Origin of the sequence: Oculatella sp. FACHB-28, assembly GCF_014696015.1 — a bacterium.
Classification (GTDB): Bacteria; Cyanobacteriota; Cyanobacteriia; order Elainellales; family Elainellaceae; genus JAAUTN01.
Map to the genome: position 1 here is coordinate 251,274 of NZ_JACJPJ010000099.1, position 26,389 is coordinate 277,662.

A 26,389-nucleotide genomic window follows, 5' to 3' on the forward strand; every position below is an offset into this window, starting at 1 on the left:
CCCAAAAAATTTAACACGGGCGATCGCCTCATCTAATTGCCATCCCAAATCTTAGATTTTTGACAGGATTGCTCTGGTGATGGCTTAAAAGTCCATTGAGCAGTTTGTGCTTTAAATTGGGATAGCTTGCTATCGTCAAGCAAGCTTGTTCAACTGAGTCAGTAGCATCATCGGTCAAGAACGTTCTAAGCCAGGGAAATGTCTGAGCCAACGGAGCAGCTATCGACAGAGATTCCAGAAGTTTTGTCCGGTGTCAAGCTCAATCAGGAGCAGTGGCAGGCGCTGCAAGACCTGGAAGATTTTGTGTGCAGTAAGCGAAAGCTCTATTTGCTGACGGGCTATGCCGGAACGGGAAAGACAACGCTGCTTCAGGCATTGATCAAACGCATTCGGGAAGGCGCTCTCAAAAAAAAGCAGCGTGAACCCTACACCATCGTCTTTACAGCCTTTAGCAACAAAGCGACGAAGGTATTGGAGCGAATGTCTGACCAGTGGGGGTTGGGCGTTGACTGTATGACCTGCTGCAAACTGCTGGGGTTAAAGCCAGATATTGACCAGAACACAGGAAAACAGATTTTTCGCCCGGACTACAACGGTGAAAATAATTTTGATAAGTATCGTTTGGTGATTGTGGATGAAGCCTCCATGATCAGTGAGGACATGTGGCTGCTGTTAATGGAGGCAGTAACCAATTTATATAAGCGGACTCAAATTTTGTTTGTGGGTGACATTGCTCAGTTGCCACCCATCAATGAACATGAATCACTGGTGTTCAGCAAAATCTATGAGCGTTCAGAACTAACTGAGGTGGTGCGCTATGGTGGTGCGATCGCCGTTCTAGCTGAGACGATTCGCAATGACTTAACTTGTGGACAGCTTCCCCGGTTTGAGACAGATACCAATGGCGATCGCACCGAAGGTGTGTTTGTGGTGAAGGCGAGAGAGTGGGAAAAACTGTTGATTCGAGCATTTCAAAGTGAGTCTTACCGCAAAGACCCGGATTATGTGCGGGCAGTGGCTTACACCAACGCCAGAGTAGATCAGCTAAACCAAAAGATTCGGGCAGCAATTTATGGTGCGGATGCAGCACGATTTGTGCCAGGAGAACGACTGGTTGCCAATGCGCCTTATATGTTTTATGACAGCCTGCTCCTACAGAACTCTGGTGAATGTGAGGTACAGGGGGTTGCAGCAGGAAAGGACGGCCCGTGGCATGTCTGGTATCTGCAAGTCATCACGGATGAAGGCAAAGAGAGAAATCTAACCGTGTTACATGAGTTGAGTCAGCTTGAATTTGTGCAAAAACTAGATTTCTATGCCAAGGAAAAGCGCTGGCGTGAGTTTTGGGATTTGAAGGCACTGTTCGCAGACTTGAGTTATGCCTACTGTCTAACGATTCACAAGTCACAAGGTTCGACCTTTCAAAACGTGTTTGTGGATGTGCCTAACGCTTTGAGGAATCGCAACATTAGAGAACGCAATCAGTTACTCTATGTTGCTGTAACACGGGCTGCTCAGCGGCTATTTATTTACTAGTGATTCACCAGTTTACGCCTATTCATTCTGCTAAAGGTGAGTAACCCGATCAGGGCGATCGCTCCCACTACTGCGGTAATCCAAATAGCAGGAGTATTGAGTTGACGAATGGCGATCGCCACGTATGCCCAAACAAACACTAAAGTGAAAGCAACATCTGCACGTTGAACCGCAACAATAGCAGCAATAATCGCACTCGCGATCAGCATAATCACCGTCCAACTCACATCGCTGATGCCCCATCCTGTCCAACCGTTGCTGTAGAGCGCAGAGGCAACATTCACCACCGTTGCTACCGAAATCCAGCCAAGATAAACACTAAAAGGTGTAAATGCTTGCCATCTGTGACTTCTGGAAGCTCTGATATGACCAATTCCCAACTGGAGATAGGCAGCGATGAGTGACACCAAAATGCCCAACATGGCAACCACGGACAACCAAAACAGTTGTGTGGTAAACAGATACACCCAAATAATTTGAGCCAGACAGGCAACGATCAGAAAACCACTGGCACGACGAATCCGTGGTTCACTCCGGCGACTCGGATGAAGCTGGTAAACGCCATAGGTAATTAACCCCAGGTAAATGAGTCCCCAAATCGCAAAGGCATAGTTTGCTGGCGTGATTTGTACCCCTTGCAGGACAGTATTGGCAATTTCACCAATGTTTAACCCCTCAGGTGGAAAGAAGTTTGATAGAGCATTCACGGTGAGTGTGGCAAGAATGGCAAGGAGCGTGGCGATCGCCAGTCCCATTCCAGAGTGATTGGATGAAGATGCTTTCATATGCTGCAACTAAGTTTTACTTCTAATCCTGCCTTGTTCCCCAACAAATCACACCTATCCAAGTGGCGATCGAGTGCGTTTTGGGATTGGGGAAAGAGGCGAATAGAATTCGCCTCCCGCCCAACTGGATCTGCTGCAAAGAAACATTCTGCAAGTTCATTCCTGATCAGGTTCAGAATGCTATAGTACAGGTGAACTTACTTTTACTAGCTTTTCGATTGGGCAAGTCCCCAAATCGTAGGAACGTGATTCGTTTCATCTCTAGAAGCAGCTTTACGAAGGCAAGTGAGTCAGGCCACAGGTTTAAGTGGTTGAGAAGATGGCAAATCTGCTACTAATCGAAAGTCCTGGCAAGTTGAAAAAGCTAGGTCAGATATTGGGACCCAACTGGATCGTGAAAGCCAGTATGGGGCACATTCGAGAGTTGGCAAACGATGGAGAGGACGCGCTGGGGTTTGATTTAGAGGGAGCTCAAATTCACTGCCGCTATGAACCAAGAGATGCCCGCGCAAAGAAAGTCTTGGCTGAACTGCGGCAAGCGGTAAAGCAGGCGAATGCGGTCTACATTGCAACTGACCCCGATCGCGAGGGAGAAACAATTGGCTGGCACCTCCAGCAAGAATTGCGGCTAAAGAACCCCAGGCGGGTCGTATACAGCGAAATTACGCCAGCAGCAGTGCAACAGGCGATCGCCCATCCCCGCACTTTAGACCAAGCCTTAATTGCTGCAGGTCGTGCTCGTGACTGTTTAGATAAGCTGGTGGGCTACAAAGGCAGCAGGCACGTGGTGTGGCAGCTTAACAATGGCGCGAAGTCGATGGGGCGGGTACAAAGCGCGACGCTGCATCTGATCTGTGTGCGAGAGCGAGAGATCCAAACCTTTAAGCCTGAGGACTACTGGAGTGTTTGGGTGAGTTATCAGGAAGGGTTTAGGGCTTTTTATCGCAGCAAGCTTACGGCTCAGCGCAGAGTTGGACAAGCCTCAAGTCAGCCTCCAGCAGAATCTTCAGACGATGCTTCTACCAATGAGGACAGCAAGCCTAAACAGGAGTCGGAGCGAGTCACAACTCAGGCAGAAGCAGACCGACTGGTGGCGATCGCCCGCTCTACGCCTCACCAGGTTGTCAAGGTAGAAGGAAAGGTCGTCTATCAATCACCCCCTGCACCTTTTATCACTTCTACCCTCCAGCAGGCAGCAGGCGCTAAGCTGCGATTTAGCCCCGAAAAAACGATGAAAGTGGCGCAGTCACTTTATGAAGCGGGCTACATCACCTACATGCGAACCGATTCGGTCGTCCTTGCTGCACCTTTTTGTCAGGCAGTGCGGCAGTACCTAGAGCAGCATGATCCCACCAATGTGCCTCAACGCACCGCAAAACATCGTGCTGTTAAGGGCGCACAAGAAGCCCACGAAGCCATTCGTCCAACAGATGTGAATCGCGTTCCGCCGCTTGCAGCGTCAGCAGATGAGGCGAACCTATATGAGCTAATTTGGAATCGGGCGATCGCCTCTCAGTGCTGTCCGGCGCGTTTACAAAAAACTCGTGTGGTGACGCAATCAGGCACCGCTTTTTGGGAAGCTAGAGGGCAAGTTTTAGAGTTTGCAGGCTATACCCGCTATTGGAATAACCTCAGTGCTGACGCTCAACTGCCGCCACTTCAGACCGGGCAAGTGTTACAGCTTCAAAAAGCTCAGGCAGATCAAAAGCAAACCCAACCGCCACCCCGCTACAGCGAACCAAAACTGGTGCAGTTAATGGAGCGCCAGGGAATTGGACGACCCAGCACCTACGCACCGACCATCAAAACACTTCGAGAGCGAGACTATGTACAGCTTTTGCAGGGCAAACTCCAGCCAACCGCATTGGGCTTAGATCTGGATGCTGCTTTAGAAAAGCTTTTGCCTGACCTGATTCAACCCGCGTTTACAGCGCAAATGGAAACGGCGCTAGATGCGATCGCCTCTGGGCAGCAAGACTGGCAAACCTATCTCACCAGTTGGCATCGAGATTACTTTGCACCCGCAATCGTGAAAGCACGACAGGCGATCGGGTCAAATGACTTTAAAGCGACTCATCTTAAAGCAACTCACTTTAAAGAAGCACAGCAGACTCCCTCCGGGCAGAATTCTTCTGCTCAACCTGAGAAATCTTTAACGAAAACAGCTCAAACGAAAACAGCCCAAACGAAAACAGCTCAGCAGGTTTCTAAGGTTGCCTGTCCAGGCTGTGGTGAGCTAATGCATAAAGTCCCTTCTCGCTCCAAAAAGTTGAAGGCTAATCACTTTCTCAAGTGCATCAAACCAGGTTGTGCCACTGTCATGTTTTGGAACTCAAAAGCTAAGAAATATGAGTTGCCCTACAGTCAACGCACTCCTGATCCAGAATCCTTTACAGACTATCCTTGTCCAGTTTGTGGTGCATTACTAGAGCGCTATACCTACACTAGAGAAGGACAAGCAAAAGTAATGTTGCGCTGTTCCTTAATTGAGAACCGCAGAGGGAAGTGTAAGGATGTAGCCTTTTTTCAGGGGAAGGATGGCTTTTGGTCGCCCAAGTTTGGTGTGTTAAATACCTGAGCGAATTTGTATTGAAGTGAGAAGGGGGATGCTGGCTTAGCCAGCATCCCCCTTCTCATAAACCAGCTTTGAAGCTGCATTAGGAAACTCCAGATTAGGAAGATTGCTTTTCTGAAGCAATGGCAACTGGAGCAATCCTAAAACAGCGAATGTTATGCAACTTTTCCGTTCGAGGAGATTTTCTCCTTGAACAGTTTGCCTGCACTGAATGCAGGAACACGGGTTGCTGGAATTTTGATTGTTTCTCCACTCTTGGGGTTACGTCCTTCACGCTCTTTGCGATCGCGAGGTTCAAAGGTGCCAAAGCCAACTAGTGTCACTTTCTCACCTTCGGCTACAGCGTCCTGAATGGTCTCAAACAAAGCCGTCAAAATCTGATCGGCCTCTTTTTTGGTTACACCTGCTTTTTCTGCAACCGCGTCGATCAAGTCACCTTTATTCATGAAATACAGTCCTCACAAGCATTTCAACTGTTTGAAGTGAATTGTAGTGCAAATGTACAAAAATGACTCACTTTCCGCAGAAAATTTTATATAGCGCGGGCTTGAGTTACTTTTGACTGGGGGCAATGGTTATCAGTGATAAGTTGTTTGTAATCGCTCATTACTAATAACCGACGACACATTAAGCAACTAAACCTCTGAAAGCCTTGATATGCGGGACGTAGAGAAGCTCGTCTGCTGCATTGGAACGAGCAAGATATCATTTCACCAACACTTCAAGGTAAAGTTGCCGATCGCTTAATGGCTGATGATCGAGCAACTGGATTGGGTAATTTTTTCTGAAAAGGCTGTAAACTTTTATTAAGGTTTATAGAATAGCAATTATGACAACCAATCTTGGATTTGGAAAAACGCAGCCTCAGCCGCAAGCTAAAGCCTCTAAGCGATCGCAAGAACGCGCTAAAGCGGCTCAGGAACTTGACCGGATGCGGGCTGACGGAATTCCAGAATTTGAGGTTTATATTCGCATTCAAGGCAAGAAAGGCTGGTATCCCGTGGGGGCGATCGCCGTCAAGCGCTCCAGTCAGATCAGCGAGGCTATTTTTGGTAGTCAAGCAGACCTGCTTCAGGGAGCTTTCCGCCTCTACCCTGTGTTGCGGAAGCATCAGCAGCACTTGGAATATGGCTATCGCCTCAAAGAATTTAAGGATGAGCCGATTCAGCTAGCAGTGCCGCCCCAACCTAGCGTGACCAGCGGAATTGGGGCTGCCCTGGATCAGGTTAAAAGCCGCGTTTCGTCCCTGCTTAAGCGCAGCTAGGACAGCTTCAATCAAGCCATTTTGTAGGGAGGGGGATGTGGGCTAGAACCACATCCCCCTCCTCGCAAGACAGCCTTTTGGAAAAGCGTAAATCTCGTAGGGGCGTTTCGCGAAACGCCCCTACAGTTTTTGGATAAATAGCCGTGAATCATGCCTACATTGGCAACCTAGTTAAAGGGCAACTGGAGGATTATCCGTTTTTGTTATGGGAGGTAGAACAAAATCTGCTCCTACGATTCGCTACATAAACGGATAAATGCCGTGCCAAAACGGTAGGATGGACTCCTACGGGGAATGAGGGCCATGAGAAAACTGATTAAAGGTCTGCGTGATTTTCAGACCAGCTATTTTAGCCAGCACCAGGAATTGTTTGAGCAACTCGCGCACGGTCAGAAGCCGCGAGTGCTGTTTATCGCTTGTTCTGATTCACGGGTTGATCCCAATCTGATTACTCAAGCTCAAGTGGGTGAACTGTTTGTAGTTCGCAATGCGGGCAATATTATTCCTCCCTATGGGGCAGCAAATGGGGGCGAAGGAGCCGCCATTGAATATGCAATTCACGCCCTGGGAATTGAGCAGATCATCGTCTGCGGACATTCTCACTGTGGCGCAATGAAGGGGCTATTGAAGCTAAACGAGCTTGAGGAAGAAATGCCTCTGGTCTGCGACTGGCTAAAACACGCTGAGGCAACGCGGCGAGTACTGAAAGAAAATTACAGCGATCGCCACGGCGAGGAATTGCTGGAGTTGGCGACCGCTGAAAACGTGCTCACCCAAATTGAGAACCTGCGGACTTATCCGGTGGTGCGCTCCAAGCTCTATCAGGATAAGCTCAGCCTCCACGCCTGGATTTACCATATTGAAACAGGCGAAGTCTTTGCTTACGATCCGGTTCACCATGCCTACGTGCCGCCGCAAAGTCAGTTTACGGTTTACGTCGAGGATGAAGCGACTCCTGAAGTTCATTTCCCTGGAGCGAGATGGCTACCTCCAGAGCAATCTGAGCGGATCTATCGAGGGTCTGGGACGAAGCAAAGCCACCACAGACTTAGTTTGCCTTAGTTTGAAAGGCTTCGGTAGGGGCAGGTTTTACCAGAATCTCTGCCCTTAACCGTCGTTTTATTTGCTAAACCTGCCCCTACAGCGTTTCACGTCCCAGATAGGGCTGTAGTGCTTCTGGTAAACGGATTGTGCCATCTGGCTGCTGGTAGTTCTCCAGAATAGCTGCCATTGTGCGACCAACCGCTAAGCCGGAGCCGTTTAACGTGTGAACAAACTGGGTTCCCTTTTTACCAGGTTCCTTGAAGCGAATGTTGCCCCGTCGCGCCTGAAAGTCGTAACAGTTGGAGCAGCTTGATATCTCCCGGTATTTGCCCGATGAGGGCAGCCAAACTTCCAGGTCATAGGTTTTTCCAGCAGCGAAGCCCAGATCGCCCGTACATAGCTCAACGACCCGATAGGGAAGCTGAAGCGCCTGCAAAATTGCTTCCGCGTTCTGCGTTAGGGTTTGATGCTCCTGCTCGGAGGTGTCGGGGTGAACAAACTTGAATAGCTCTACCTTGTTGAACTGGTGCAGGCGAATCAAGCCTCTAGTGTCTCGCCCGTAGCTGCCTGCCTCACGACGAAAGCAGGGTGTGTAAGCGCAATGGTGAATGGGCAACTCTTCAGCAGAGAGGATCTCGTCCCGATAGAGGTTGGTGACGGGAACTTCGGCGGTTGGGGTGAGCCAGAGGTCGTCGCGATCGCACTTAAAGCTTTCCTCAGAAAATTTGGGCAACTGGCCCGATGCCGTGAGTGACTGGCTGTTGATTAGAAACGGGGGAATCACTTCCACATAGCCCGCCTGAATTTGGCGATCGAGCATGAACTGAATCAGCGCCCGCTCTAACGCTGCCCCTGCTCCAATCAGCGTCACAAACCGGCTTTGAGCCACCTTAGTCGATCGCTCAAAGTTAAGAATCTTCAGTTTTTCGCCAATTTCCCAATGAGGCAGGATGTCTGGATTTTTAGGTAAATATTCGTCGCCCCAACGCCGAATCTCGACGTTCTCATCCTCGCTTTTGCCAAGGGGGGTAGACTCGCTGGGCAAATTGGGTAGTGTCAGCAGCAACGCTTCTAACTGAGCTTTCAGCTCTCTTTCTTGAGGTTCCAGTTCACTCAAGTGTGCTTTAACCTGGTTTCCCTCATCTCGGAGTGCCTGAACTTCCTCGCCTTTGGGGTCAGCACCCGATTTCATTTTCTGACCCACCAGTTTGCCAATTTCGTTGCTTCGAGCCTGAAGCTGCGATCGCTTCATTTCTAGCTCTCGCTGCTGCTGGTCGAGTTCCAAAATTGGCTTTAGATCATAACCTCCTCGCAAATTCAGACGTTCCTGAATCTGCTCTGGTTTTTCCCGGATTTGCTTCAGGTCAAGCACAGATTTTTCTCAGCTTCTTAAACGGTTTGTCTTCTGTCATTAGTTCTTTGTCCCTTGTCATGGGTGATTTGTAAAGCTACCAATAACCTATGGACAAAGGACTAATGACACCTAGACTCCAATTTAGCTGTGAACTGCACCGTCGGGCATAGTTGCCCAGCTAAAATCCAAAAAATTGAGAGCATGAATTTCTGAATTTAGCTTTGCTTCATTTAAGTCTGCGCCGCGCAAGATGGTTGAACTCAGTCGCGTATCTTCCAAAATGGCTCGATGTAGGTTGGCCCCGCTCAAGTTTGCGTCATCCAGATTTGCCCAACTCAGATCCGCACTTGATAGGTTTGCACTAATTAGCTCTGCCCGCTCCAGGTTAGCCCCGCGTAAGATTGCCACAATTAGCTTTGCAGCAGTTAAATTTGCTCGATATAGGTTAGCTCCTGTTAGCTCCGCTTCTCCCAGGTTGACCCGACTTAGATTTGCCGCCCGCAAATTTGCACCATCCAGATTCACCCAACTCAAATCTGAATCTGACAAATTCGCTTCAGCTAAATCTGCCCGCTCTAAGTTAGCGCCACACAGGCTGGCTAACACCAGCTTTGCCTTGCATAGGGTAGCTTTTACCAGCGTTGCCTCGCTTAAGTTTGCCCCGGTCAAATTGGCCCCGGTTAATTTTGCATCTCTTAGGTCTGCCGTAGCCAGGTTTGCTTCTGCCAGGTTTGCTTCGTTGAGGCTAGCTCGGTTGAGGTTTGCGCCAGCAAGGTTTGCCCGTTTCAGGACTGCTCTCCACAGCATTGTGCTGCTCAAATCTGCGCCTACTAAATTGGCTTTGGATAAATCTGCTCCATTTAGATGTGCACCGCTCAAGCGAGCGCCGCTTAGATTCGCCTCTCGCAAAACAACTCCGTTTAGCTCTGCCCCAACGAGATAGGCACCGCTCAAGTCTGCTTCACATAAGATTGCTTTTTTAAGATCTACACCGCGCAAATCTGCGCCGCTCAGGTAGGTTCCGCTCAAGTCTACAGTGTCAAAATTGCGCTCCCCAGCAGCGTATCGTTCCAGGAGTTCATGAGCGTCCATATTATTACCTCTAACCTAAAATTCTTTTAATGAATGCATTAATCTGGTTGATTTAGCGATCGCTCATGCTAGCCACAGTAGAGATGCTCCGTGAGAACGCCTCCATCCACAAACAACACAACCATCAGACCTAGTTGAACTTGATGAACGTTATGATCGCTAGCGCCAGTTCATAAGTGCGATGAATGCCAAAAGTCATGTTGCAGATTTCGGATAAACGCGAATTGCACAGCGTTCTGCCTCCACCAGAACGGTCAAAAGCCGTTTTATGTTCTGTAGATTTTCGAGCAAATAGGCATCCTAGAAGGCTTGCCAGTCAACCAGTCTTGTAGCGTCAATTCGACAGTCTGCTGACGTTAAGTTCTATGTTTTCTTGCTGAAGAAATTAAAAATCAGATCTGATCTTTGCTGTGAGCAGTCGTTTGTGGGCGATCGCATTCACACTCCTCTACACCTGCCGTTTCCCAAGTTTAAAACATAGGAAGAACGGCTTTTCTAGAGCGCGCTAGTTAATTTATAAGCTGGCTATTCCAAAGCCATCTTTTGCTTTAATTGTGAAACATTCAATCAAAAAACAGCATCAGTTTTGATATATATTCATACTCGTATTGAATATACTTTACAAAAGTAGTAGCCTGAGTAAAGCGAATGCTTGACCCAATAGAACTGAGACACATGCGGGCTATAGCCTACATCTACTTGCCCCTGCCTAGAAATGAGGCAGTTCAACGGCGAAATTCGATAGTTACAGATAGCCTTGCTGGGGCTGCGATCGCCTGTTGACCCAATGCAACCAGAAGTTAACTTATGTATTCACCAATTGAATTACATCAACTCAGTTAGTTCATGACCGACGCACTGCATAAACATTAAAATTATTGGATGTAGCAGGTGACAAAGCATTCTTTTCTACTGTTACTTCAAACCCATGGTGTTAGAGAATAGACTGAAATAACTTCAATTTATTGTCGATATATCACCTCTCCTAACTGGGAATTCTACCGATCGGATGCATTGGTGAATTTCATGAAATATGACCCGGACAAACATCATCGGCGATCGATTCGGCTGGAAGGATATGATTACACCGCCGCAGGCACGTATTTCATTACTATTTGTCCCTACCAGCGGAACTGTTTGTTTGGTGAAATCATCAATAGTGAGATGCGGTTGAATCAATTGGGTCAAAGGGTTTACGCCTGTTGGCAACGCTTACCTTTCCATTTTTCAAACCTTAATCTGGATACATTTGTGGTCATGCCTAATCACATTCGCGGCATCCTGGTATTAACCCATCTCTAAGTGGTAGGTTAGTTCTCTTGAAGAGCTAGGCGATCGCCCCATTCAAAACTTCAAGCCTGTAAACCTGTATCAAGAACCACTTGCGAAAAGCTCTATTCTCAAGTAGTCTGGTTCCTCAGTACAAAAACATATTCAGTATCAAAGCGTCACCTGCTGTTGCGACCAACAACAACAGGCGACTAACCCTCAAAACTGCGGACACAGTTCGGAGGGCTAGAGGGCAGTTTATCACTCCACTAGCCACCCTAACTTTGCTATGGCAAAAAAGCAGCAGGGTGGCTTTGGTTTTGGGTATCTCTTCAACCCGTTTCCTTAGTGGAGTAAAACTGCCATGACTGATAATTCTGCTCTGATTCAAATTAACCCCGATCCGCGCATTCTCACTACACTTGTGATCGGCACTGAAGACAATGTCAAAGCACACATTCTTCGGCAACATACCCTTGGTGTTGCCGAAGCAAGCGCCTGGAGCAAACCGATTCCAGTTCCCCGTTACCCGGATAAGGTGATGTGTGTTCTCAATCGCATCATGGTTTAAGTACTGTAGGATGGGCATCTTACCCGTCCAGACGGGTGGGACATCCACCTCACAAGTTGTAGGGGCATGGCATTGCCATGCCCCTACAGTAGGACGGTTGTGCAGGTTATTTAGTCCACGATCCTAAGGCACTTGCAGCGGCACCAGAGTATCTTCTGGCAAATAGTTTCGATAACAGCCGTCCTCCGCCAGGATCAAAACTAGCTGCAAAGACCAGTCCGGCTCAACGGTGTGCAAGTCTGCCCAAGGCACAGCAATTTCCAGGCAAGAGTCAACGGCAGCTTTAGCGCGGCAGGGGTGCGAATTCCACTGGAAATTTTCTCCAGCTTCCTGAAACCAGGTCGATTGTGTAAGCAGATTTACCCCTAAATGATGGTGAAACAGATAGTTTGCGGGTGGCTCATCCGGCAATTCTGCCAACGGTGCTGGGCTGTTGTGCATGGTGCGACCGGGATAGAACCAGAGCAGGTGTAGCTCCGGGGGAATGTCTACTCCGAGGCGAGTAGCTGCTTTAAAGTCGAGACGCAGATAGAAATTTAGGTGATCAACTCCATACCAGAGCCGTTGGGCGAGGCTGCTGCGGTGCATGGTACCGCGTGCGCCACCAATCTCAATGCGTCCAGCTTTGTCCCAGTCTTGCTCGTCTCCGCGTCCATCTACAGTCGGGTGAATGAAGCTGCGGGGTTGGCGATCGCCATTTTCAGCATGAACTTCAACCTGTTGGCGCACGTTGAAGGGAACTGGCTCATTTAATGCTTGATACAGTGCCGCTAAGTGTTCTCGGAAAAGCTGGTCAAACATCGCATCCTGGTTAGAGGAATGCCCTTCGCCAAACCACCAGAACCAGTCAGAGCCTTCCGCTGCGTAGAGGGCTTCCCAGGCTTCGGGGTTATTTTCTTCGGTCGCTTCGGGGTGGTTGGCTAGCACCTGTCGGGCTTCGGTGAGCAAGTCCCAGGCGCGGTTTTTAGCGGGGTCGCCGATCCAGGTGGTGAAGCTGCCGTCTACCCAGGAGCCGCTGTGCAGTTTGTTGGCAGGAATAGTTTCGGTAGCGGGGAATTTGTCGAGGAATTCGGCGACGGTGACGAGTTGCAGATTGGGGTCGTCACTCAGGGTTTGGTAGAGCGCTTCCAGGAAAGGTTTGCCATCTTGCTGGTAATATTCCCAGCAGTTTTCGCCGTCAAGGGCGATCGTGACCAGCCAGGGATTTTCTAGGGTGGTGCTACCGTCGGATTGACGGGCTTTGAGGGAGCGGGCGATCGCCTCTAACTGTCCCGCTAGATCAGAAGCCGCCTGACGTGGCTCCATTGACCCGTAAGTAAAGCCAATCAAGTCAGACAAACGGTGATCGCGAAACACGATCGATAAATCGCCCTGAGGAGTTTCCAGGCGATAGGGGCGATAGAGAACTTCCGGCTCAAATAGAGTCCCTGAACCATCGCGATGGAAGAAGTGACCTAGCGTCCAGCCCAACACTGCCTCATCGGAGCAGAGCCATTCAAACCCGTGAGCCGCTACATCGGGCAAAATTGCAGGACTGACAGATTGCTCTGAAGGCCACAAGCCTCGCGGATCGCGACCAAAGCGCTCTTTATACATTTGCTTGGCTTTTCGCAAATGGCGCGGAATGTCTTCTGCCCACTGAAACCGATGTTGCGGCAGCGCCATGTTTGGAACGGCGACTCGTCCGGCATCGGTGTCTGCTAACAGCGGCAAAATTGGATGCGTATACGGCGTAGTCATAACTTCTAGCTGCCCGCTTTCCTGCATCTGCCGATGGTGGGGAATGATGCGGCTGAGGATTTGTCGCTGTTTGGAATAGATTCGCTGGCGATCGCTCAGGCTAAAGTTGCGCCCCTGCTCTAGCCACTGGGCAATTTCGGGGTCATCCCAAAACAGCGGATCGATCCACGCCAGGTTATGCCATGCCAGCAGGTCGCTGTAGTCTTGCGCGGCCCAGTTATCTAGACACCAGGCACGTCCCTTATCCTGCCGCTGATAAAATAGCTCAGCATAGCGGGGATGCGGGTCAACCAGCGTGTGGTGGTTTGCGTCAAAGAAATGCTCAATAATAAATTGCTGCTGGTCTACCTCAAGCTGCTCTACGGGCTTCAGCGCCAGAGACAGGTACGGATCAAACGCTGTTCCCGCTACATAATCTTCGATTTGCAGAATCAGCGAAGGCACCAAATTCACGGTTTGGTGCAGCCTGGGATAGCGCTCTAACAGCAGGATCAAATCTAAATAATCTTTTGTGCCGTGCAGTCTCACCCAGGGCAACTGATAGTGACCTACGGTGCGGCTTTTGTATAGCGGCTGATGCTGATGCCAAATGAAGGCGACGTAGAGAGGATAAGGCATAAACCAGGAGGCGACCCACAGAAATAAAAATAAGCAGGGAAAGCTCGTAAATTTTCCCTGCTCTAAAAGTAATCGGTAACTGTAATTTTGGCGATCGCAATTTCACATATCAACTTGAAAGGTGCGATCGCGAGAAACAACCGGATGAGCCTGACTTAGAAAGCTTGCTCAACCTCAGCAATCTCAGGAATATATTCGCGGAGTCTGCGCTCGATGCCCATTTTCAGGGTCATCGTGGAGCTAGGGCAGGAACCGCAGGCTCCCTGGAGCCGCAGCCGCACGATTGGGCCATCTAACTCGACCAGTTCTACGTTGCCGCCATCAGAGATGAGGTAAGGGCGCAATTCATCCAGCACCTTTTCCACATTCTCGGGCGTGAGTTCCATTGTTTGAGGCATAGTTCACCTTACGGAGATTCGCACTAGTTCTATTCTATCAGACTGCAAAATTCAGCCTAATCAAACTGCAACAGGCTGAAGCAGCTTGACGTTGGAGAAATTAAACTCATCAACGGTCTGCTTGCCTTGATCCTCTGATTTGAGCAAGCGACGAGTCAGGATGTAGTAATCCCCAACTTTTTCGTACTCATCTTCATGCTCAGCGCTGCCTTTTTGCTCGCCCGTTTTAGGGTCGTTGTAAACCGAGTCATAACGGTGGGAGAGATAGCCAGACTCGGTCTGATGGCTGCTAGCAGTGTTGATGGTGACGACAATGCCGTGAATGTGACGATGAACCAGACAAACTTCGTTATTGCGAACTTTGTAGCGATCGCCCTCTGACTTGCCGCTCACCAGAATTTCGACCGCGCCCGTGTCATCTGTTTCACCAAACGCGAAGGTATTTTTGCCGTGCGTTTCATCAAAGCTTCTACGAATCCGGTGAATCGCCACCTCACGCAGTTGCCCTTCGATCGCCTGCTTTGCCTGCTCATCTGCCACATCGATTATCTCAACACTGAGATTGCGATTAACCTGGGCTTTACCTCTGTAGACTTGGTCCCCTTGCTTTAGCTCGATGTCGGCTGTAAAACCAGGGAAATTTTTATCCCAGGTGTAGCGATTTTCGTAGGCAGCCTGAAACAATTCACGCGCTGTTTGTTCGGTCATCTAAAAACTCTCCTAGCATCAGTCTCTAGTCTAGGATAGCCATTCTTGACTGTGGAAAGCGGGTATCCCTACTTGAGGGCTGTCGTGCCGGTTGGCTGAGGAATCACTTTGGTCAGAATCGGGTACAGCACTGCCGCAATGATGATGCCGTTGACTGGAGCAATGCCAATGCCTGCCTTGCCGGTGAAGTAGGCGATCGCCGCTGCTATGACATAAGCTGCAATTCCCGCCCAGTTAAACGCAGGCTGCGGTTCATCCAGGGAAGGAAACTGACCACGACGATAGAGCCAATAGTCTGCCATGACTACGCCACCCACAGGTGGAATAAACGTACCTAGCAGAATTAAGAAGTTGATAAATTGAGAACTTTCGTAAATGCCGCCCCAGGCGAGGGCGAGGGCGATCGTGGCTCCGATCAACACAAAGAAAGTGCGTTTTTTGGTGCGAAACATGTGAGAGAAGGCGATCGAAAACGCATAGATAGTGTTGTCCTGTGTACTCCACATGTTGAGAAATAGCAGAATGAAGCCAGCCACCAGCAGCCCCTGACGTGCCATCACCATCACCATGTCAGAGTTCTGATAGACCAGAGCTGAAAAAGCACCACCAAAAACCACAAAGCCATTGGCAATAAAGAAAGCCGCCAGCGTGGAGAGCGTTGCTGTGCGAGGAGAGTCAGAAAATCGGCTCCAGTTGGTTGCTTGAGTGCCACCTGAGATAAACGTACCGACGATAATCGTCAGTGCTGCCCCAATACCCAACTCGCCTGAAGGCTGAACCGCCTGCAAGCCCTCAAAGCCGCCGATCTGGTTTGCTGAAATGGTCAAACTCCACAGCATCAAAATGATGATGGCGGGGACGGCAATGCGGCTATACCAGTCCATTGCTCGATAGCCAATGTAAGCAGTAATGCAAAAGAAATAGGTGAAAAATAAAATGATTAGCCAGTTCCACGATTCTGGTACACCTGCCAGCTGATTGAGCAAATCGGCAATGAGCCCTGAACCCCAGGCATACCAACCCACCTGTGTGAACCCTAGAAGGAAGTCAACCCAGCGAGAACCAACGCTGCCAAAGCTAAATCTCGCCATTAGTACTGTCGAAAGCCCCGTCTTAGAAGCAATGTAGGCCAGAGCAGCGGCATATCCACCCAAGATCAGGTTGCCAACAACCAGCAGACCAACCAAATCTGGGAAAAATCGAAAGGCTGGACCTACTAACCCTCCAGCAAAGAAGGTGCCTGAATAGAGGGTAAACCCCAGCAGCATGAAAGCCATTGAGAGGAAAGACTTTCGCGCATATAGGGGCACTGCAGTTAAGGGATAATCTTCTTCTGCCTGCGATTGGTCAACCGTTTGCGAATCCTGCGAGTTCGTCACACTCATAGCTGGCAAGCCCCTTTATGAGAATCTCATAGTTTTTTAGATGGGGCATATTCTCAGGCTTCTTGAGCAACGTGAACGGTATCATAGACCACCAGACACTATGAAGCTCCTTGGATATTAGTTTGTCCCGGAAAGATTTTGGTCAGACTGAGTTGCTGATCGGGGAAATGGGGAAGGGCGATCGCCATAAAACCACCTGCCGGAACTGCTTAGATCGTACCTTTGCTGAATCCCCCTACATGCCCTTGCGAAAAAACTGGCGCAGAATTTCGCTTGGTTTGCGGTCCCAGGTATCAATGTGTTCGTAAATTAGCTTCTCGTCAGTCAGCCGATAGCAAGACTGACCGTTAAAAAATATCTTTGCTTTCCAGGGCAGCCTCAAAGTTCCGCTTACTGTCCAATCTGCCAAGATGATGTTTTCTTCAGACTGATACACATCATGCAAATCAAAATACAGTTCTGTAAAAAATAGCTGACCGTGAAATCGCAGCGTCCAAAAGATAATTCGATAGTTAAACTTTCCCTTAAATCGACTAATCGGATCTTTGAAAAGAATATCTTGAGAATAAATATCGTAAGTAATATCTCGCTCAAACAACGTCGGCAAATCTTGCTTGAGCGTTTGAATGATGTGTTCGATCTGAGCCTGATCAGTTTCCGTTTTCAAAGCATTAACCTACTGTGGCTAACCTTAATTACAAGCATTATAAGTGTGAAATGCTTAAAGGTAATTGAATCCTCTCCCTTGAGGATCGTCTTAGCCTGCACCCATTCCTTCCTCAATCAGCTCTTGAGCATAACCATTATGTTCCCATGCACCTGTAATCAATCCAGCAATGCCTACAACGACGATGCCCATAGCTGGAATATGCTGCAATTTCTTAAACTCTTGAATTTGGAAGCAGCGACAGTCTCCAGTTGTTACTAAACGTGCCCAGTGTTCGCAGTTGAACCGGAACAGTTCGTATTGCCAGTGTTCGTGAAGTTGGTTGACAGAAATGTGTAACGCCTTTTTAATCTGCTCTTTCTCTAGGTGCTTCACCCATTTTGCAGGTTGAAAACGGCTCCAATCAACTTGCCAAATCGCTACTCTTCCTATGTCCTTTTGGCGATTGCAATAGATAGGCTCCCATGCCAAAGATTCTGAATCATTAAGTTGAACAGAATAGTGCAAAATACTGGGATTTTGAGAGTCACAACGATGCAACAAGCGTCCATATTTAGGGTGCGAAAAGTTTCCATCAATTAAGGAATGAAGTGACTGCATAATACTGGCTTGCAAAATATATCAATTAGCAAGGTTCCCAAATTAGTAGCCCTAGAAACAGCCCGTTTTAACGAGTGGTAAGGCGATCCGACTGGTGGCAGAGGTGGTGAGTACGAACTGGCAGGATGACTATGCCCGGAAGGTAGAGGAATATGCGCTGCTAGGAATCCCAGAATATTGGATTGCGGATTTTCGGGGCTTGGGTGGACTTGCGTTTATTGGAAAGCCAAAACAGCCTACTTTTACAGTCTGCCAATTGGTGAGTGGTGAGTACCAACAACAGCAATATCGGTTAGGGCAAGTGATCGCCTCACCCCTCTTGCCTGAGATAAATCTCAGCCTGAATGACATCATGCCCTGATTGATTTTTCAAATTCTTCTAGCGCTTGCGTAACTCTAACTGCTTTAGCGCGTTGAATGAATTGGGGAATCAGTTGGGCGATCGCCCCAGCAGGAAAGCGAAACCATAATTAATGTGTCATGAGTAGGGCGATCGCATCCACATCCGCTGCCATGACGGTATTTTAAGAAAAGCTGTGTTTGATGAACCGCATTTACGATGACGCTGACAGATTCCCAAAAGCGCAAAGCCAAAGCCCTCAAGCCGAGTAGTATCCGTCCTGCCAAAGAACTTTGTAGCGAGTGTGGGCTATGTGATACCTACTACATTCAGCATGTAAAAGAAGCCTGCGCTTTTCTGAATCAGCAGATTGGCGAGTTGGAAGAACAGACCCACGGGCGATCGCGCGATCTCGACAATCCTGATGACTGGTACTTTGGCGTAAGTCAGGGCATGATGGCAGCGCGAAAAACTGAGCCAATCGAAGGCGCGCAGTGGACGGGAATTGTGAGTTCGATCGCGATTCAAATGCTGAATCGGGGCATGGTCGAAGGCGTAGTTTGTGTGCAAAACACGAAAGAAGACCGCTTTCAGCCGATGCCCGTAATTGCTCGCACACCCGAAGAAATTTTGGCGGCACGGGTAAATAAGCCCACACTATCGCCCAATCTATCAGTACTGGAGCAAATTGAGCAGTCTGGGATGAAGCGACTCCTGGTAATTGGGGTAGGCTGTCAAATTCAAGCACTCCGGGCAGTTGAGAAAGAATTGGGCTTAGAAAAGCTTTATGTGTTGGGCACACCTTGCGTGGATAACGTCAATCGTGCCGGATTGCAGAAATTCCTGGAGACGACGAGCCGATCGCCCGAAACTGTTGTGCATTACGAATTCATGCAGGACTTTCGGGTGCATTTCAAGCACGAAGATGGCTCGGTCGAAACGGTGCCCTTTTTTGGACTGAAAACCAATCAGCTTAAGGATGTGTTTGCTCCGTCCTGTATGAGCTGTTTTGATTACGTCAATTCGTTGGCGGATTTAGTGGTTGGCTACATGGGCGCACCCTTTGGTTGGCAGTGGATTGTTGTGCGAAACGATCACGGACAGACGATGCTCGATCTGGTTTGGGACCAAATTGAGACGCAGCCTGTGATGAGTCAGGGCGATCGCCACAATGCTGTTCAGCAAAGCATTCCTGCTTACGATAAGGGAGTCACCCTGCCAATGTGGGCTGCCAAACTGATGGGTGTCGTAATCGAGAAGGTTGGGCCAAAAGGATTGGAATACGCCCGCTTCTCAATCGACTCTCACTTCACCCGCAATTACCTGTACGTCAAGCGCAATCACCCGGAGAAATTGGAGGCACACGTCCCAGACTACGCCAAGCAAATTGTGGGGCAATACGACTTACCTGATTCGTAAATTCGTAAGCTGGGTTAGCCTTAAACATTCTCTCAGCTAACCAGGAACGGCTGTAGGATAATAGCGATCAAACGTCAGAGCCACGGCACTGCCCTTTAAACATGACCGAAGCCCTATTCCGCATTGAAAATCTGCGAGTTGCCTATCCCAGTCATCGCAGTGGAAACGGTGCAGCAGCGACGGATCAAGATTCTGCTTCGGAACGTACCCCAGACTATTTCTCGACCCTTTGGGCGGTTGATGACGTGTCGCTAACGATTCAGCCGGGAGAGCGGTTGGGCTTGGTGGGTGAATCGGGCTGTGGCAAGTCAACCTTAGGACGAGCGGCAATGCGACTGCTGTCCGCTTCGACTCGCATAGAGGGCAAAGTTACGTTTGAGGGGCGATCGCTCTTCAACTTTTCCCCGGAAGAACTGCGGCGATTTCGCGGCGAAGCAGTCGCGCTAATTTTCCAAGACCCGATGACTCGCCTTGATCCGCTAATGACGATTGGCGATCACTGCGTTGAAACACTCCGCGCCCACCGTCCCCAGCTTTCCCAGCAGGCAGCAAAGACAGAGGCGATCGCCACCCTGGAAGCGGTCAAAATTCCCGCAAGCCGTTGGAATCAGTATCCGCACGAGTTTAGTGGCGGCATGAGACAGCGAGTGGCGATCGCCCTGGCCCTGTTGCTCAACCCCAAACTGATCGTCGCGGATGAACCGACCACCAGTCTGGATGTAACCGTTTCTGCTCAAATTTTGCGCGAACTTACCCGCCTTTGTCAGGAACGGCAGATGGGGCTGCTGCTGATTTCCCATGACCTGGCGATGATTGGCGAATATTGCGATCGCATTGCCGTGATGTATCGAGGCAAGGTTGTCGAAACCGGAGCCGCTCGAGCGGTTTTGCAAAATCCTCAGCATGAGTACACGCAGATGTTGCTGAAGGCAGCGCTGCATGTTCAGGCAGTTCCGACGGAGGGAAGTGGGGGGATAGCGGAATTGGGGAGTGAGAAGGAGCGTTCTAATGCAACAAAGTCAGGTGAGCCGCTGCTGCGATTGCAGGATTTGAAGCAGTACTACACGCTGGAGCAAAATTTTGTTGCCAAGCTGTTCTTCCCGGCTGAAGATCGCACGATTAAAGCGGTTGATGGGGTCAACCTGGAGCTTTATCCTAGTGAGATCTTGGGACTGGTTGGGGAGTCCGGTTGTGGCAAAAGCACGCTGTCTCGCACTATTCTGCAACTGATTCGCCCGACCGGTGGGCGGGTAGAGTTTCTAGGAAAGGATTTGACTGCTTTTTCTGGCGCTTCTATGCGGCACCAGCGACGACAGATTCAAATGATCTTTCAAGACCCCCATGCTTGCCTGAATCCTTCGATGACTGTAGGGCAGAGCATTGCTGATCCGCTCCTAATTCACCGCTTGGCAGATGCCACCGCTGCAAGGGAAAAAGTTTTGCAAATGCTGGAGCGGGTGGGGTTAACGCCAGCGACAGAATTTTACAATCGCTATCCGGGGGATCTTTCGGGCGGACAGCAGCAGCGGGTGGCGATCGCCCGTGCCCTGATCACCCAGCCCAAACTGCTGATTTGCGACGAACCGGTGAGTATGCTCGATGCCAGCGTGCAGGCGCAGGTGCTGGAACTGATGCTAGAACTCAAGCGCGAATTTGACCTGACTTACCTGTTCATTACCCATGACCTTTGGGTGGCAAGGTTTTTGTGCGATCGCATCGCCGTAATGAACGCAGGGCAGATCGTAGAACTGGGAGCCACCGCAAAAATCTTTTCTAACCCTCAACACCCCTACACCAAAACCCTCCTCGCGGCTGCGCCCTTATTGTCTCGATAGTTCGGCGGTCTGATGGCAATCCACAGACGATTCCGATAGGATTGCAATACTGGGTTAACACTCGCTCAAGTTCTATCGACGATCGCCAGCAAGTTTTTCTTCTGGTTCATGGCTTCATGTAGTATTTTTAAGAGTGTTTACTTCTGTTTTCGCCTTCATATCCCCCATTTCGCCTAAATAGCAGGCATAGCGTAGAGCCATTCATGTTTGGTTTAATCGGTCACCTCACCAGCCTAGAACACGCCCAATCCGTCGCTAGAGAACTTGGATATCCCGAATATGCCGACCAGGGATTAGATTTTTGGTGCAGCGCCCCACCTCAAATCGTTGACACCATCAAAGTCACTAGCGTCACAGGTCAACAAATTGAAGGTCGATACGTCGAATCCTGCTTTTTACCAGAAATGCTAGCGACTCGACGCATCAAAGCCGCCACTCGCAAAATCGTCAACGCGATGGCTCATGCCCAAAAGCACGGCATCAATATCACGGCTCTGGGCGGCTTTTCCTCAATCATCTTCGAGAATTTCAACCTCCAGCAGATTCGCCAGGTGCGAAATGTCAAGCTAGAGTTTGAACGTTTTACTACCGGAAACACTCACACGGCCTACATCATTTGCCGTCAGGTCGAGCAAGCTTCCCAAAAGCTAGGAATTGAACTTTCCAAAGCAACGGTTGCGGTTTGCGGGGCAACAGGAGACATCGGCAGCGCCATCTGCCGCTGGCTCGATGCCCGTACTGACGTAGCCGAGCTGCTGTTAGTCGCCCGCAACCAGGAACGATTACAGGTTCTTCAGGAAGAGTTGGGGCGCGGCAAGATCATGAGTCTGGATGAAGCGTTGCCCCAGGCGGACATTGTCGTTTGGGTTGCCAGCATGCCCAAAGGCGTGGAGATTGATCCCACCACGCTAAAGCAGCCTTGCTTGCTGATTGACGGCGGTTATCCCAAAAACCTGGCAAACTTGCTCCAGCATCCCGGCGTACACGTCTTGAACGGCGGAATCGTCGAACACTCCCTGGACATCGACTGGCGAATCATGAGCATCGTCAACATGGACGTGCCGGCTCGCCAACTCTTTGCCTGCTTTGCTGAATCTATGCTGCTGGAATTTGAAAAGCTCTATACCAATTTCTCCTGGGGCCGCAATCAGATTACGCTAGAAAAGATGGACTTGATCGGTCAGGTATCGGTCAAGCACGGATTTCGTCCTCTGCTAGTTTGAGGGGCTAGGGGTTGGGGCAAGGGGCAAGGGGAAGTTGGTAAGTAGGAAAGTAATTTTTCCTCTTGGATGTCCTCTTGTTTCCCTAGCTCTAGCTTGGGAACGAGCAAAACGAGCAAACCGGAAACTGGGGATGGAACAAACCCCTAACCCCAGTCCCCAGCCCCTTCACCTTTAATCCCCCAGTTCCTAAATCCTAACCCCCTTATGGCAACTCCTGAACGTAGACCTGTCCTGCTTGATTTTGAGAAGCCTCTGGTGAAGTTAGAGGCAGATATTATCCGTGTGCGTGAACTAGCAGAGGAAAATAACGTCGATCTCTCTGATCAAATTCGTCTGCTTGAGTCCCGTGCCGTGCAGCTTCGTCAAGAAATTTTTAATAGTTTGTCTCCAGCGCAGCGGCTTCAGGTCGCTCGCCATCCTCGCCGTCCCAGTACGTTGGACTACATTCAGGCGATGAGCGATGACTGGCTGGAGTTGCATGGCGATCGCCTGACAGGCACAGATGATCCGGCTCTGGTAGGTGGCGTTGCTCGGCTAGATGGCCGTCCGGTGGTGATGTTAGGGCACCAGAAGGGCAGAGACACCAAAGACAACGTCATGCGAAACTTTGGCATGGCTTCTCCGGGTGGCTACCGCAAGGCTATGCGGCTGATGAATCACGCAAACCGCTTTGGCATGCCGATTATCACCTTTATTGACACCCCCGGAGCATTTCCTGGACCAGAGGGAGAAAGACTGGGGCAGGGAGAAGCGATCGCCTACAACTTACGGGAAATGTTCCGTTTAGATGTGCCGATTCTCTGTACGGTGATTGGCGAAGGTGGTTCTGGTGGTGCATTGGGTGTGGGTGTGGGCGATCGCCTGCTGATGTTTGAGCATTCTGTTTACACCGTTGCCAGTCCTGAAGCATGTGCTGCAATTTTGTGGAAAGACGCTGCAAAAGCTCCTCAAGCGGCTGAAGCACTGCGAATCACTGCACTGGACTTAAAGAATCTGGGCATTCTAGATGAGCTGTTACCAGAACCTATTGGCGGAGCTCATGCCGACCCATTGAAGACTACCGAAACGCTCAAGCAAGCATTGCTTAATCATTTGGCGGAGCTAAGCCAGATGACTCCACAGCAGCGGCGAGATTTGCGCTATCAAAAGTTTCGCAGTATCGGTATGTTTACCGAGATTCCAGCATAGAGGTGAAGGCGATCGCTCCTGCTGGGATCGCTAGTGTTATAATCTCTTAAGAAACATTTGTTCACATTTACTGCACTAGGCGATCGGTGCGCTGCTTAGAGCGTTAGATTGCTTGGAGCTTGAACTGGTTGTTATTGTTTTTTAACCTTATGCTCTTTTGCGTATGCTCCCCTGTTGAAACCGCAGGTAGCCGCTTCAAACGTGCCGATTCGGCGACGATTTGGAGAGAGTTGACGCTGTTTGGTCAGCCTTGTTGTCTTTAACCTTTTGTTTTTAGTATCAGTTTCAACTTTGTAGCGTTGGTTTTAACGCGATCGCCAATCCTTCACCTTACTGCTTTGGGACATCAAACAGTCCCATCAGCCCCGTAGGTCGGCGCACTGGCTCAATCGGCTGAGAATTTTGGAAATTTCATGACTCTTGATCTAAAACACCGTGCCCTAATTACTGGGGCAAGCAGTGGAATTGGCAAAGCCACTGCCCTGTCCTTTGCAAAAGCTGGAATCGATCTAGTTTTGGTCAGCCGCAATCAGTCCAGGCTAGACGCGGTCGCCGCAGAAGCGAGGCAGATAGGTGTAGAGGTACAGGTTTGTCCTGTGGACTTGGCAGCGATCGCCCAGGTCAAAGCCGAAATTAGCCGCATTGCAGAGCGCCATGGCCCAATCAACATTTTGATCAACAGCGCCGGAGTAGGCTATACCGGCGGCATTTTAGAAACTTCCCTGGAAGACTGGCAGCAGGTCTTAACGCTGAATTTGACCAGTGTTTTGCAGTGCATTCAGGCGGTTCTGCCAGGGATGCGCGATCGCCACTCAGGAACGATCGTTAACGTTGCCTCAATTGCTGCCTACCAGGCTTTTCCCAACTGGGGCGCGTACAACGTCAGCAAGGCAGGATTGCTTGCCCTCTCTAAAACCTTGGCAGCTGAAGAGCGATCGAATGGCATTCGAGTAGTCACCGTTTCCCCCGGTGCGGTCAACACCGCCTTGTGGGATACCGACTTCGTTCATGCTGATTTCGATCGTTCCAAAATGCTCACCCCTGAAACGGTTGCCGAGTCTATTTTGCATACAGTTTTGCTACCCACCCAGGCAGTCATCGAAGAGCTGACACTGATGCCCAGTGCTGGAGCGCTGTAGTCCCCTTCTACAGTGACTCTACTGCTTGATTTACAGTTCATCCAAGATCATCTCAAACCACTATGACTATCGTTTCTTCTAACGGTTACACCAGTAACGACGCTCCGATCGAGCCCGATTCCTCAATTGAGGCAGATACAGCCTCTCGGCTGCCAATTCGTCCTGACCGCAACACTGCCAGGGGGCAGACGGTCAAGCCCCAACAGCCAACGCCAGACACCCAAGAGCAAATGATGTCAGCGGTGCGAGACTTGTTGATAGGTGTAGGCGAAGATCCAGAGCGGGAAGGGCTGCTGAAAACGCCCAAACGGGTTGCAGAAGCGATGCAGTTTCTCACTGGTGGCTACCATCAATCTTTAGAAGAATTGGTTAATGGTGCCATTTTTGATGAAGGGCACAATGAAATGGTGTTGGTGCGAGACATCAACGTGTTTAGCCTGTGCGAACACCACATGCTGCCTTTTATGGGGAAAGCTCATGTCGCCTACATTCCCAACGAAAAGGTTGTGGGCTTGAGTAAACTTGCCCGAATTGTCGAAATGTATGCTCGCCGCTTGCAGGTACAGGAGCGTTTGACTCGGCAGATTGCTGAAGCCATTCAAATCATTCTGGAGCCACGCGGCGTAGCGGTTGTAATGGAAGCTAGCCACATGTGCATGGTGATGCGCGGCGTGCAAAAACCAGGTTCCTGGACAGTCACCAGCGCAATGGTTGGCGTATTCCAGGATGATCACAAAACCCGTGAAGAGTTCCTCAGCCTGATCCGCCATCAGCCTGCTTTCTTCTAATACCAATCTTTAAGGCTAGATGTTTTGAAAGGTGCCCCGCGAACACGGGGCACCTTTCAAAACATCTAGCCTCATGTAGAAAGCTTCACCTAATCTACCGGCTAAAGCTTCTTGAAGTATCTGGCGATCGGTAACTGCCTAAAGCCGACTTTCTCGTAAGTGTAACGGGCTGGAGCATGACCTGGATCGCCTCCCGTTTCGACCATGGCGATCGCCATTCCAGCGTCTTTCATCCAGGCAAGAGCAAATTCTATCAGAGCAGTGCCAATGCCTTGACTTTGAAAGTCTGGATCGACAGCAATCATGTAGATTTCACCCATGTTGTCCTCTGAGTGTAGTTTCACAGCTACAAAACCCACCGTGGAATCGGCATCGATCGCAACCCATACGTTTGTGTCTTCGGCAGCGCAAACATCTTCGACAGCTTTTTGCTGACTTACACGCCAACTGTCGGGATAGAACACGCGGTACACCTCAGCATCTAAAGCGTTTTGAATCGAATCAAAGACTGGCTCCCATGCTCGAAGCGAAAGCTGAATAACCGCATCAAGTTGATTAGGGGCGTATGGTTCAATTTGCATTCTCCTATGAACCCCAAATTAACGGCACGAACTACATCAAACTACAGTATGCTACAAGCTTTGGTAGTTTAGCTCTGTCACCACGCAGATAGTGAGTTTGCTGGCATAGCTTGCTTGAGCTAATACGAATCGGTTTTGTAAAGAAGCACGATTTGGTGTAGATACTGTGCATGTAGGTTGAAGTCAAGCAGGTTGAGGAGTTATGTCAGTTTGGGGTCAAAGGGCTTCTGCGAATGCAAGACCCCGAAGACCCAACGAATGACCTTGTGC

At 49.7% G+C, this 26,389-nt stretch carries 23 protein-coding genes and 1 pseudogene; 13 read left to right on the plus strand and 11 right to left on the minus strand.

Going from position 1 to position 26,389, the window contains the following annotated elements; translation table 11 throughout:
* The first annotated feature begins 198 nt into the window (after positions 1-198).
* Complete coding sequence (locus H6F88_RS29130) at positions 199-1,536, plus strand: AAA family ATPase (protein WP_190646302.1); 1,338 nt, start codon at positions 199-201, stop codon at positions 1,534-1,536.
* Here the strand turns inward: H6F88_RS29130 and H6F88_RS29135 are convergent.
* Complete coding sequence (locus H6F88_RS29135; RefSeq protein ID WP_190646303.1) at positions 1,533-2,321, minus strand: tryptophan-rich sensory protein; 789 nt, start codon at positions 2,319-2,321, stop codon at positions 1,533-1,535. The genes H6F88_RS29130 and H6F88_RS29135 overlap by 4 nt on opposite strands.
* A gap of 319 nt (positions 2,322-2,640) precedes the next feature.
* On the opposite strand from H6F88_RS29135, the gene topA reads away from it, so the two are divergent.
* A complete protein-coding gene (gene topA / locus H6F88_RS29140) occupies positions 2,641-4,899 on the plus strand; it encodes a type I DNA topoisomerase (protein ID WP_190646304.1) in 2,259 nt (752 codons plus the stop codon).
* A gap of 152 nt (positions 4,900-5,051) precedes the next feature.
* On the opposite strand, the gene H6F88_RS29145 is transcribed toward topA, so the two are convergent.
* Positions 5,052-5,342, minus strand: a complete 291-nt coding sequence (locus H6F88_RS29145; protein WP_190646305.1) for an HU family DNA-binding protein — start codon at positions 5,340-5,342, stop codon at positions 5,052-5,054.
* Between the two features lie 383 nt (positions 5,343-5,725).
* Between H6F88_RS29145 and H6F88_RS29150 the strand changes: the two genes are divergently transcribed.
* Both H6F88_RS29150 and H6F88_RS29155 read left to right on the plus strand, forming a co-directional pair.
* Entirely contained in the window at positions 5,726-6,160 is a 435-nt protein-coding gene (locus H6F88_RS29150) for an HHL1-like protein (protein ID WP_190646306.1), read from the plus strand.
* 303 nt (positions 6,161-6,463) lie between these two features.
* Positions 6,464-7,222: a carbonic anhydrase gene (locus tag H6F88_RS29155; RefSeq protein ID WP_190646307.1), complete on the plus strand. Its 759-nt coding sequence runs from the start codon at positions 6,464-6,466 to the stop codon at positions 7,220-7,222.
* Positions 7,223-7,298: 76 nt separating this feature from the next.
* On the opposite strand, the gene serS is transcribed toward H6F88_RS29155, so the two are convergent.
* Positions 7,299-8,576: a serine--tRNA ligase gene (gene serS / locus H6F88_RS29160; protein ID WP_190646308.1), complete on the minus strand. Its 1,278-nt coding sequence runs from the start codon at positions 8,574-8,576 to the stop codon at positions 7,299-7,301.
* A gap of 123 nt (positions 8,577-8,699) precedes the next feature.
* The gene (locus tag H6F88_RS29165) at positions 8,700-9,650 is read right to left on the minus strand and encodes a pentapeptide repeat-containing protein (protein WP_190646309.1); all 951 of its coding nucleotides are present in this window, start codon (positions 9,648-9,650) and stop codon (positions 8,700-8,702) included.
* 1,026 nt (positions 9,651-10,676) lie between these two features.
* On the opposite strand from H6F88_RS29165, the gene H6F88_RS29170 reads away from it, so the two are divergent.
* Both H6F88_RS29170 and H6F88_RS29175 read left to right on the plus strand, forming a co-directional pair.
* Complete coding sequence (locus tag H6F88_RS29170; RefSeq protein WP_190646310.1) at positions 10,677-10,952, plus strand: hypothetical protein; 276 nt, start codon at positions 10,677-10,679, stop codon at positions 10,950-10,952.
* 331 nt (positions 10,953-11,283) lie between these two features.
* Positions 11,284-11,490, plus strand: coding sequence for a hypothetical protein (locus tag H6F88_RS29175; RefSeq protein WP_190646311.1), 207 nt, complete (start codon positions 11,284-11,286; stop codon positions 11,488-11,490).
* Between the two features lie 123 nt (positions 11,491-11,613).
* Here the strand turns inward: H6F88_RS29175 and H6F88_RS29180 are convergent, their stop codons facing one another.
* From H6F88_RS29180 to H6F88_RS29205, 6 genes are all read right to left on the minus strand, one after another.
* Positions 11,614-13,848, minus strand: a complete 2,235-nt coding sequence (locus tag H6F88_RS29180) for a glycoside hydrolase (protein ID WP_190646312.1) — start codon at positions 13,846-13,848, stop codon at positions 11,614-11,616.
* A gap of 155 nt (positions 13,849-14,003) precedes the next feature.
* Positions 14,004-14,246 (minus strand): NifU family protein, encoded by a 243-nt coding sequence (locus tag H6F88_RS29185; protein WP_190646313.1) that lies wholly within the window; start codon positions 14,244-14,246, stop codon positions 14,004-14,006.
* A 60-nt stretch (positions 14,247-14,306) separates the two neighbouring features.
* Positions 14,307-14,954: a DUF3386 domain-containing protein gene (locus tag H6F88_RS29190; RefSeq protein ID WP_190646314.1), complete on the minus strand. Its 648-nt coding sequence runs from the start codon at positions 14,952-14,954 to the stop codon at positions 14,307-14,309.
* Positions 14,955-15,022: 68 nt separating this feature from the next.
* Positions 15,023-16,339 carry a cytosine permease gene (gene codB, locus H6F88_RS29195; RefSeq protein ID WP_190646315.1) on the minus strand — a complete coding sequence of 439 codons (1,317 nt, stop codon included), beginning with the start codon at positions 16,337-16,339 and terminating at the stop codon, positions 15,023-15,025.
* Positions 16,340-16,574: 235 nt separating this feature from the next.
* Positions 16,575-17,006 (minus strand): DUF2358 domain-containing protein, encoded by a 432-nt coding sequence (locus H6F88_RS29200; RefSeq protein ID WP_190646316.1) that lies wholly within the window; start codon positions 17,004-17,006, stop codon positions 16,575-16,577.
* A 90-nt stretch (positions 17,007-17,096) separates the two neighbouring features.
* On the minus strand, positions 17,097-17,606 hold the full coding sequence (locus tag H6F88_RS29205) for a hypothetical protein (RefSeq protein ID WP_190646317.1): 510 nt from the start codon (positions 17,604-17,606) through the stop codon (positions 17,097-17,099).
* Positions 17,607-17,661: 55 nt separating this feature from the next.
* Here H6F88_RS29205 and H6F88_RS29210 point away from each other — a divergent pair.
* The 7 genes and pseudogenes from H6F88_RS29210 to folE all read left to right on the plus strand — a co-directional run.
* Positions 17,662-17,967 (plus strand): annotated as a pseudogene (locus H6F88_RS29210) (Uma2 family endonuclease); the annotation flags it as partial.
* 198 nt (positions 17,968-18,165) lie between these two features.
* On the plus strand, positions 18,166-19,365 hold the full coding sequence (locus tag H6F88_RS29215; protein ID WP_190646318.1) for a Coenzyme F420 hydrogenase/dehydrogenase, beta subunit C-terminal domain: 1,200 nt from the start codon (positions 18,166-18,168) through the stop codon (positions 19,363-19,365).
* A gap of 101 nt (positions 19,366-19,466) precedes the next feature.
* A complete protein-coding gene (locus H6F88_RS29220) occupies positions 19,467-21,200 on the plus strand; it encodes an ABC transporter ATP-binding protein (protein ID WP_190646319.1) in 1,734 nt (577 codons plus the stop codon).
* 203 nt (positions 21,201-21,403) lie between these two features.
* Positions 21,404-22,423 (plus strand): long-chain acyl-[acyl-carrier-protein] reductase, encoded by a 1,020-nt coding sequence (locus tag H6F88_RS29225; RefSeq protein ID WP_190646320.1) that lies wholly within the window; start codon positions 21,404-21,406, stop codon positions 22,421-22,423.
* Between the two features lie 204 nt (positions 22,424-22,627).
* Positions 22,628-23,611, plus strand: a complete 984-nt coding sequence (gene accA / locus H6F88_RS29230) for an acetyl-CoA carboxylase carboxyl transferase subunit alpha (RefSeq protein ID WP_190646321.1) — start codon at positions 22,628-22,630, stop codon at positions 23,609-23,611.
* 413 nt (positions 23,612-24,024) lie between these two features.
* Positions 24,025-24,750 carry an SDR family oxidoreductase gene (locus tag H6F88_RS29235; RefSeq protein WP_190646322.1) on the plus strand — a complete coding sequence of 242 codons (726 nt, stop codon included), beginning with the start codon at positions 24,025-24,027 and terminating at the stop codon, positions 24,748-24,750.
* A 62-nt stretch (positions 24,751-24,812) separates the two neighbouring features.
* Positions 24,813-25,538, plus strand: coding sequence for a GTP cyclohydrolase I FolE (gene folE, locus H6F88_RS29240; protein ID WP_190646323.1), 726 nt, complete (start codon positions 24,813-24,815; stop codon positions 25,536-25,538).
* Between the two features lie 101 nt (positions 25,539-25,639).
* On the opposite strand, the gene H6F88_RS29245 is transcribed toward folE, so the two are convergent.
* The gene (locus H6F88_RS29245; RefSeq protein ID WP_190646324.1) at positions 25,640-26,119 is read right to left on the minus strand and encodes a GNAT family N-acetyltransferase; all 480 of its coding nucleotides are present in this window, start codon (positions 26,117-26,119) and stop codon (positions 25,640-25,642) included.
* Positions 26,120-26,389 lie beyond the last annotated feature (270 nt).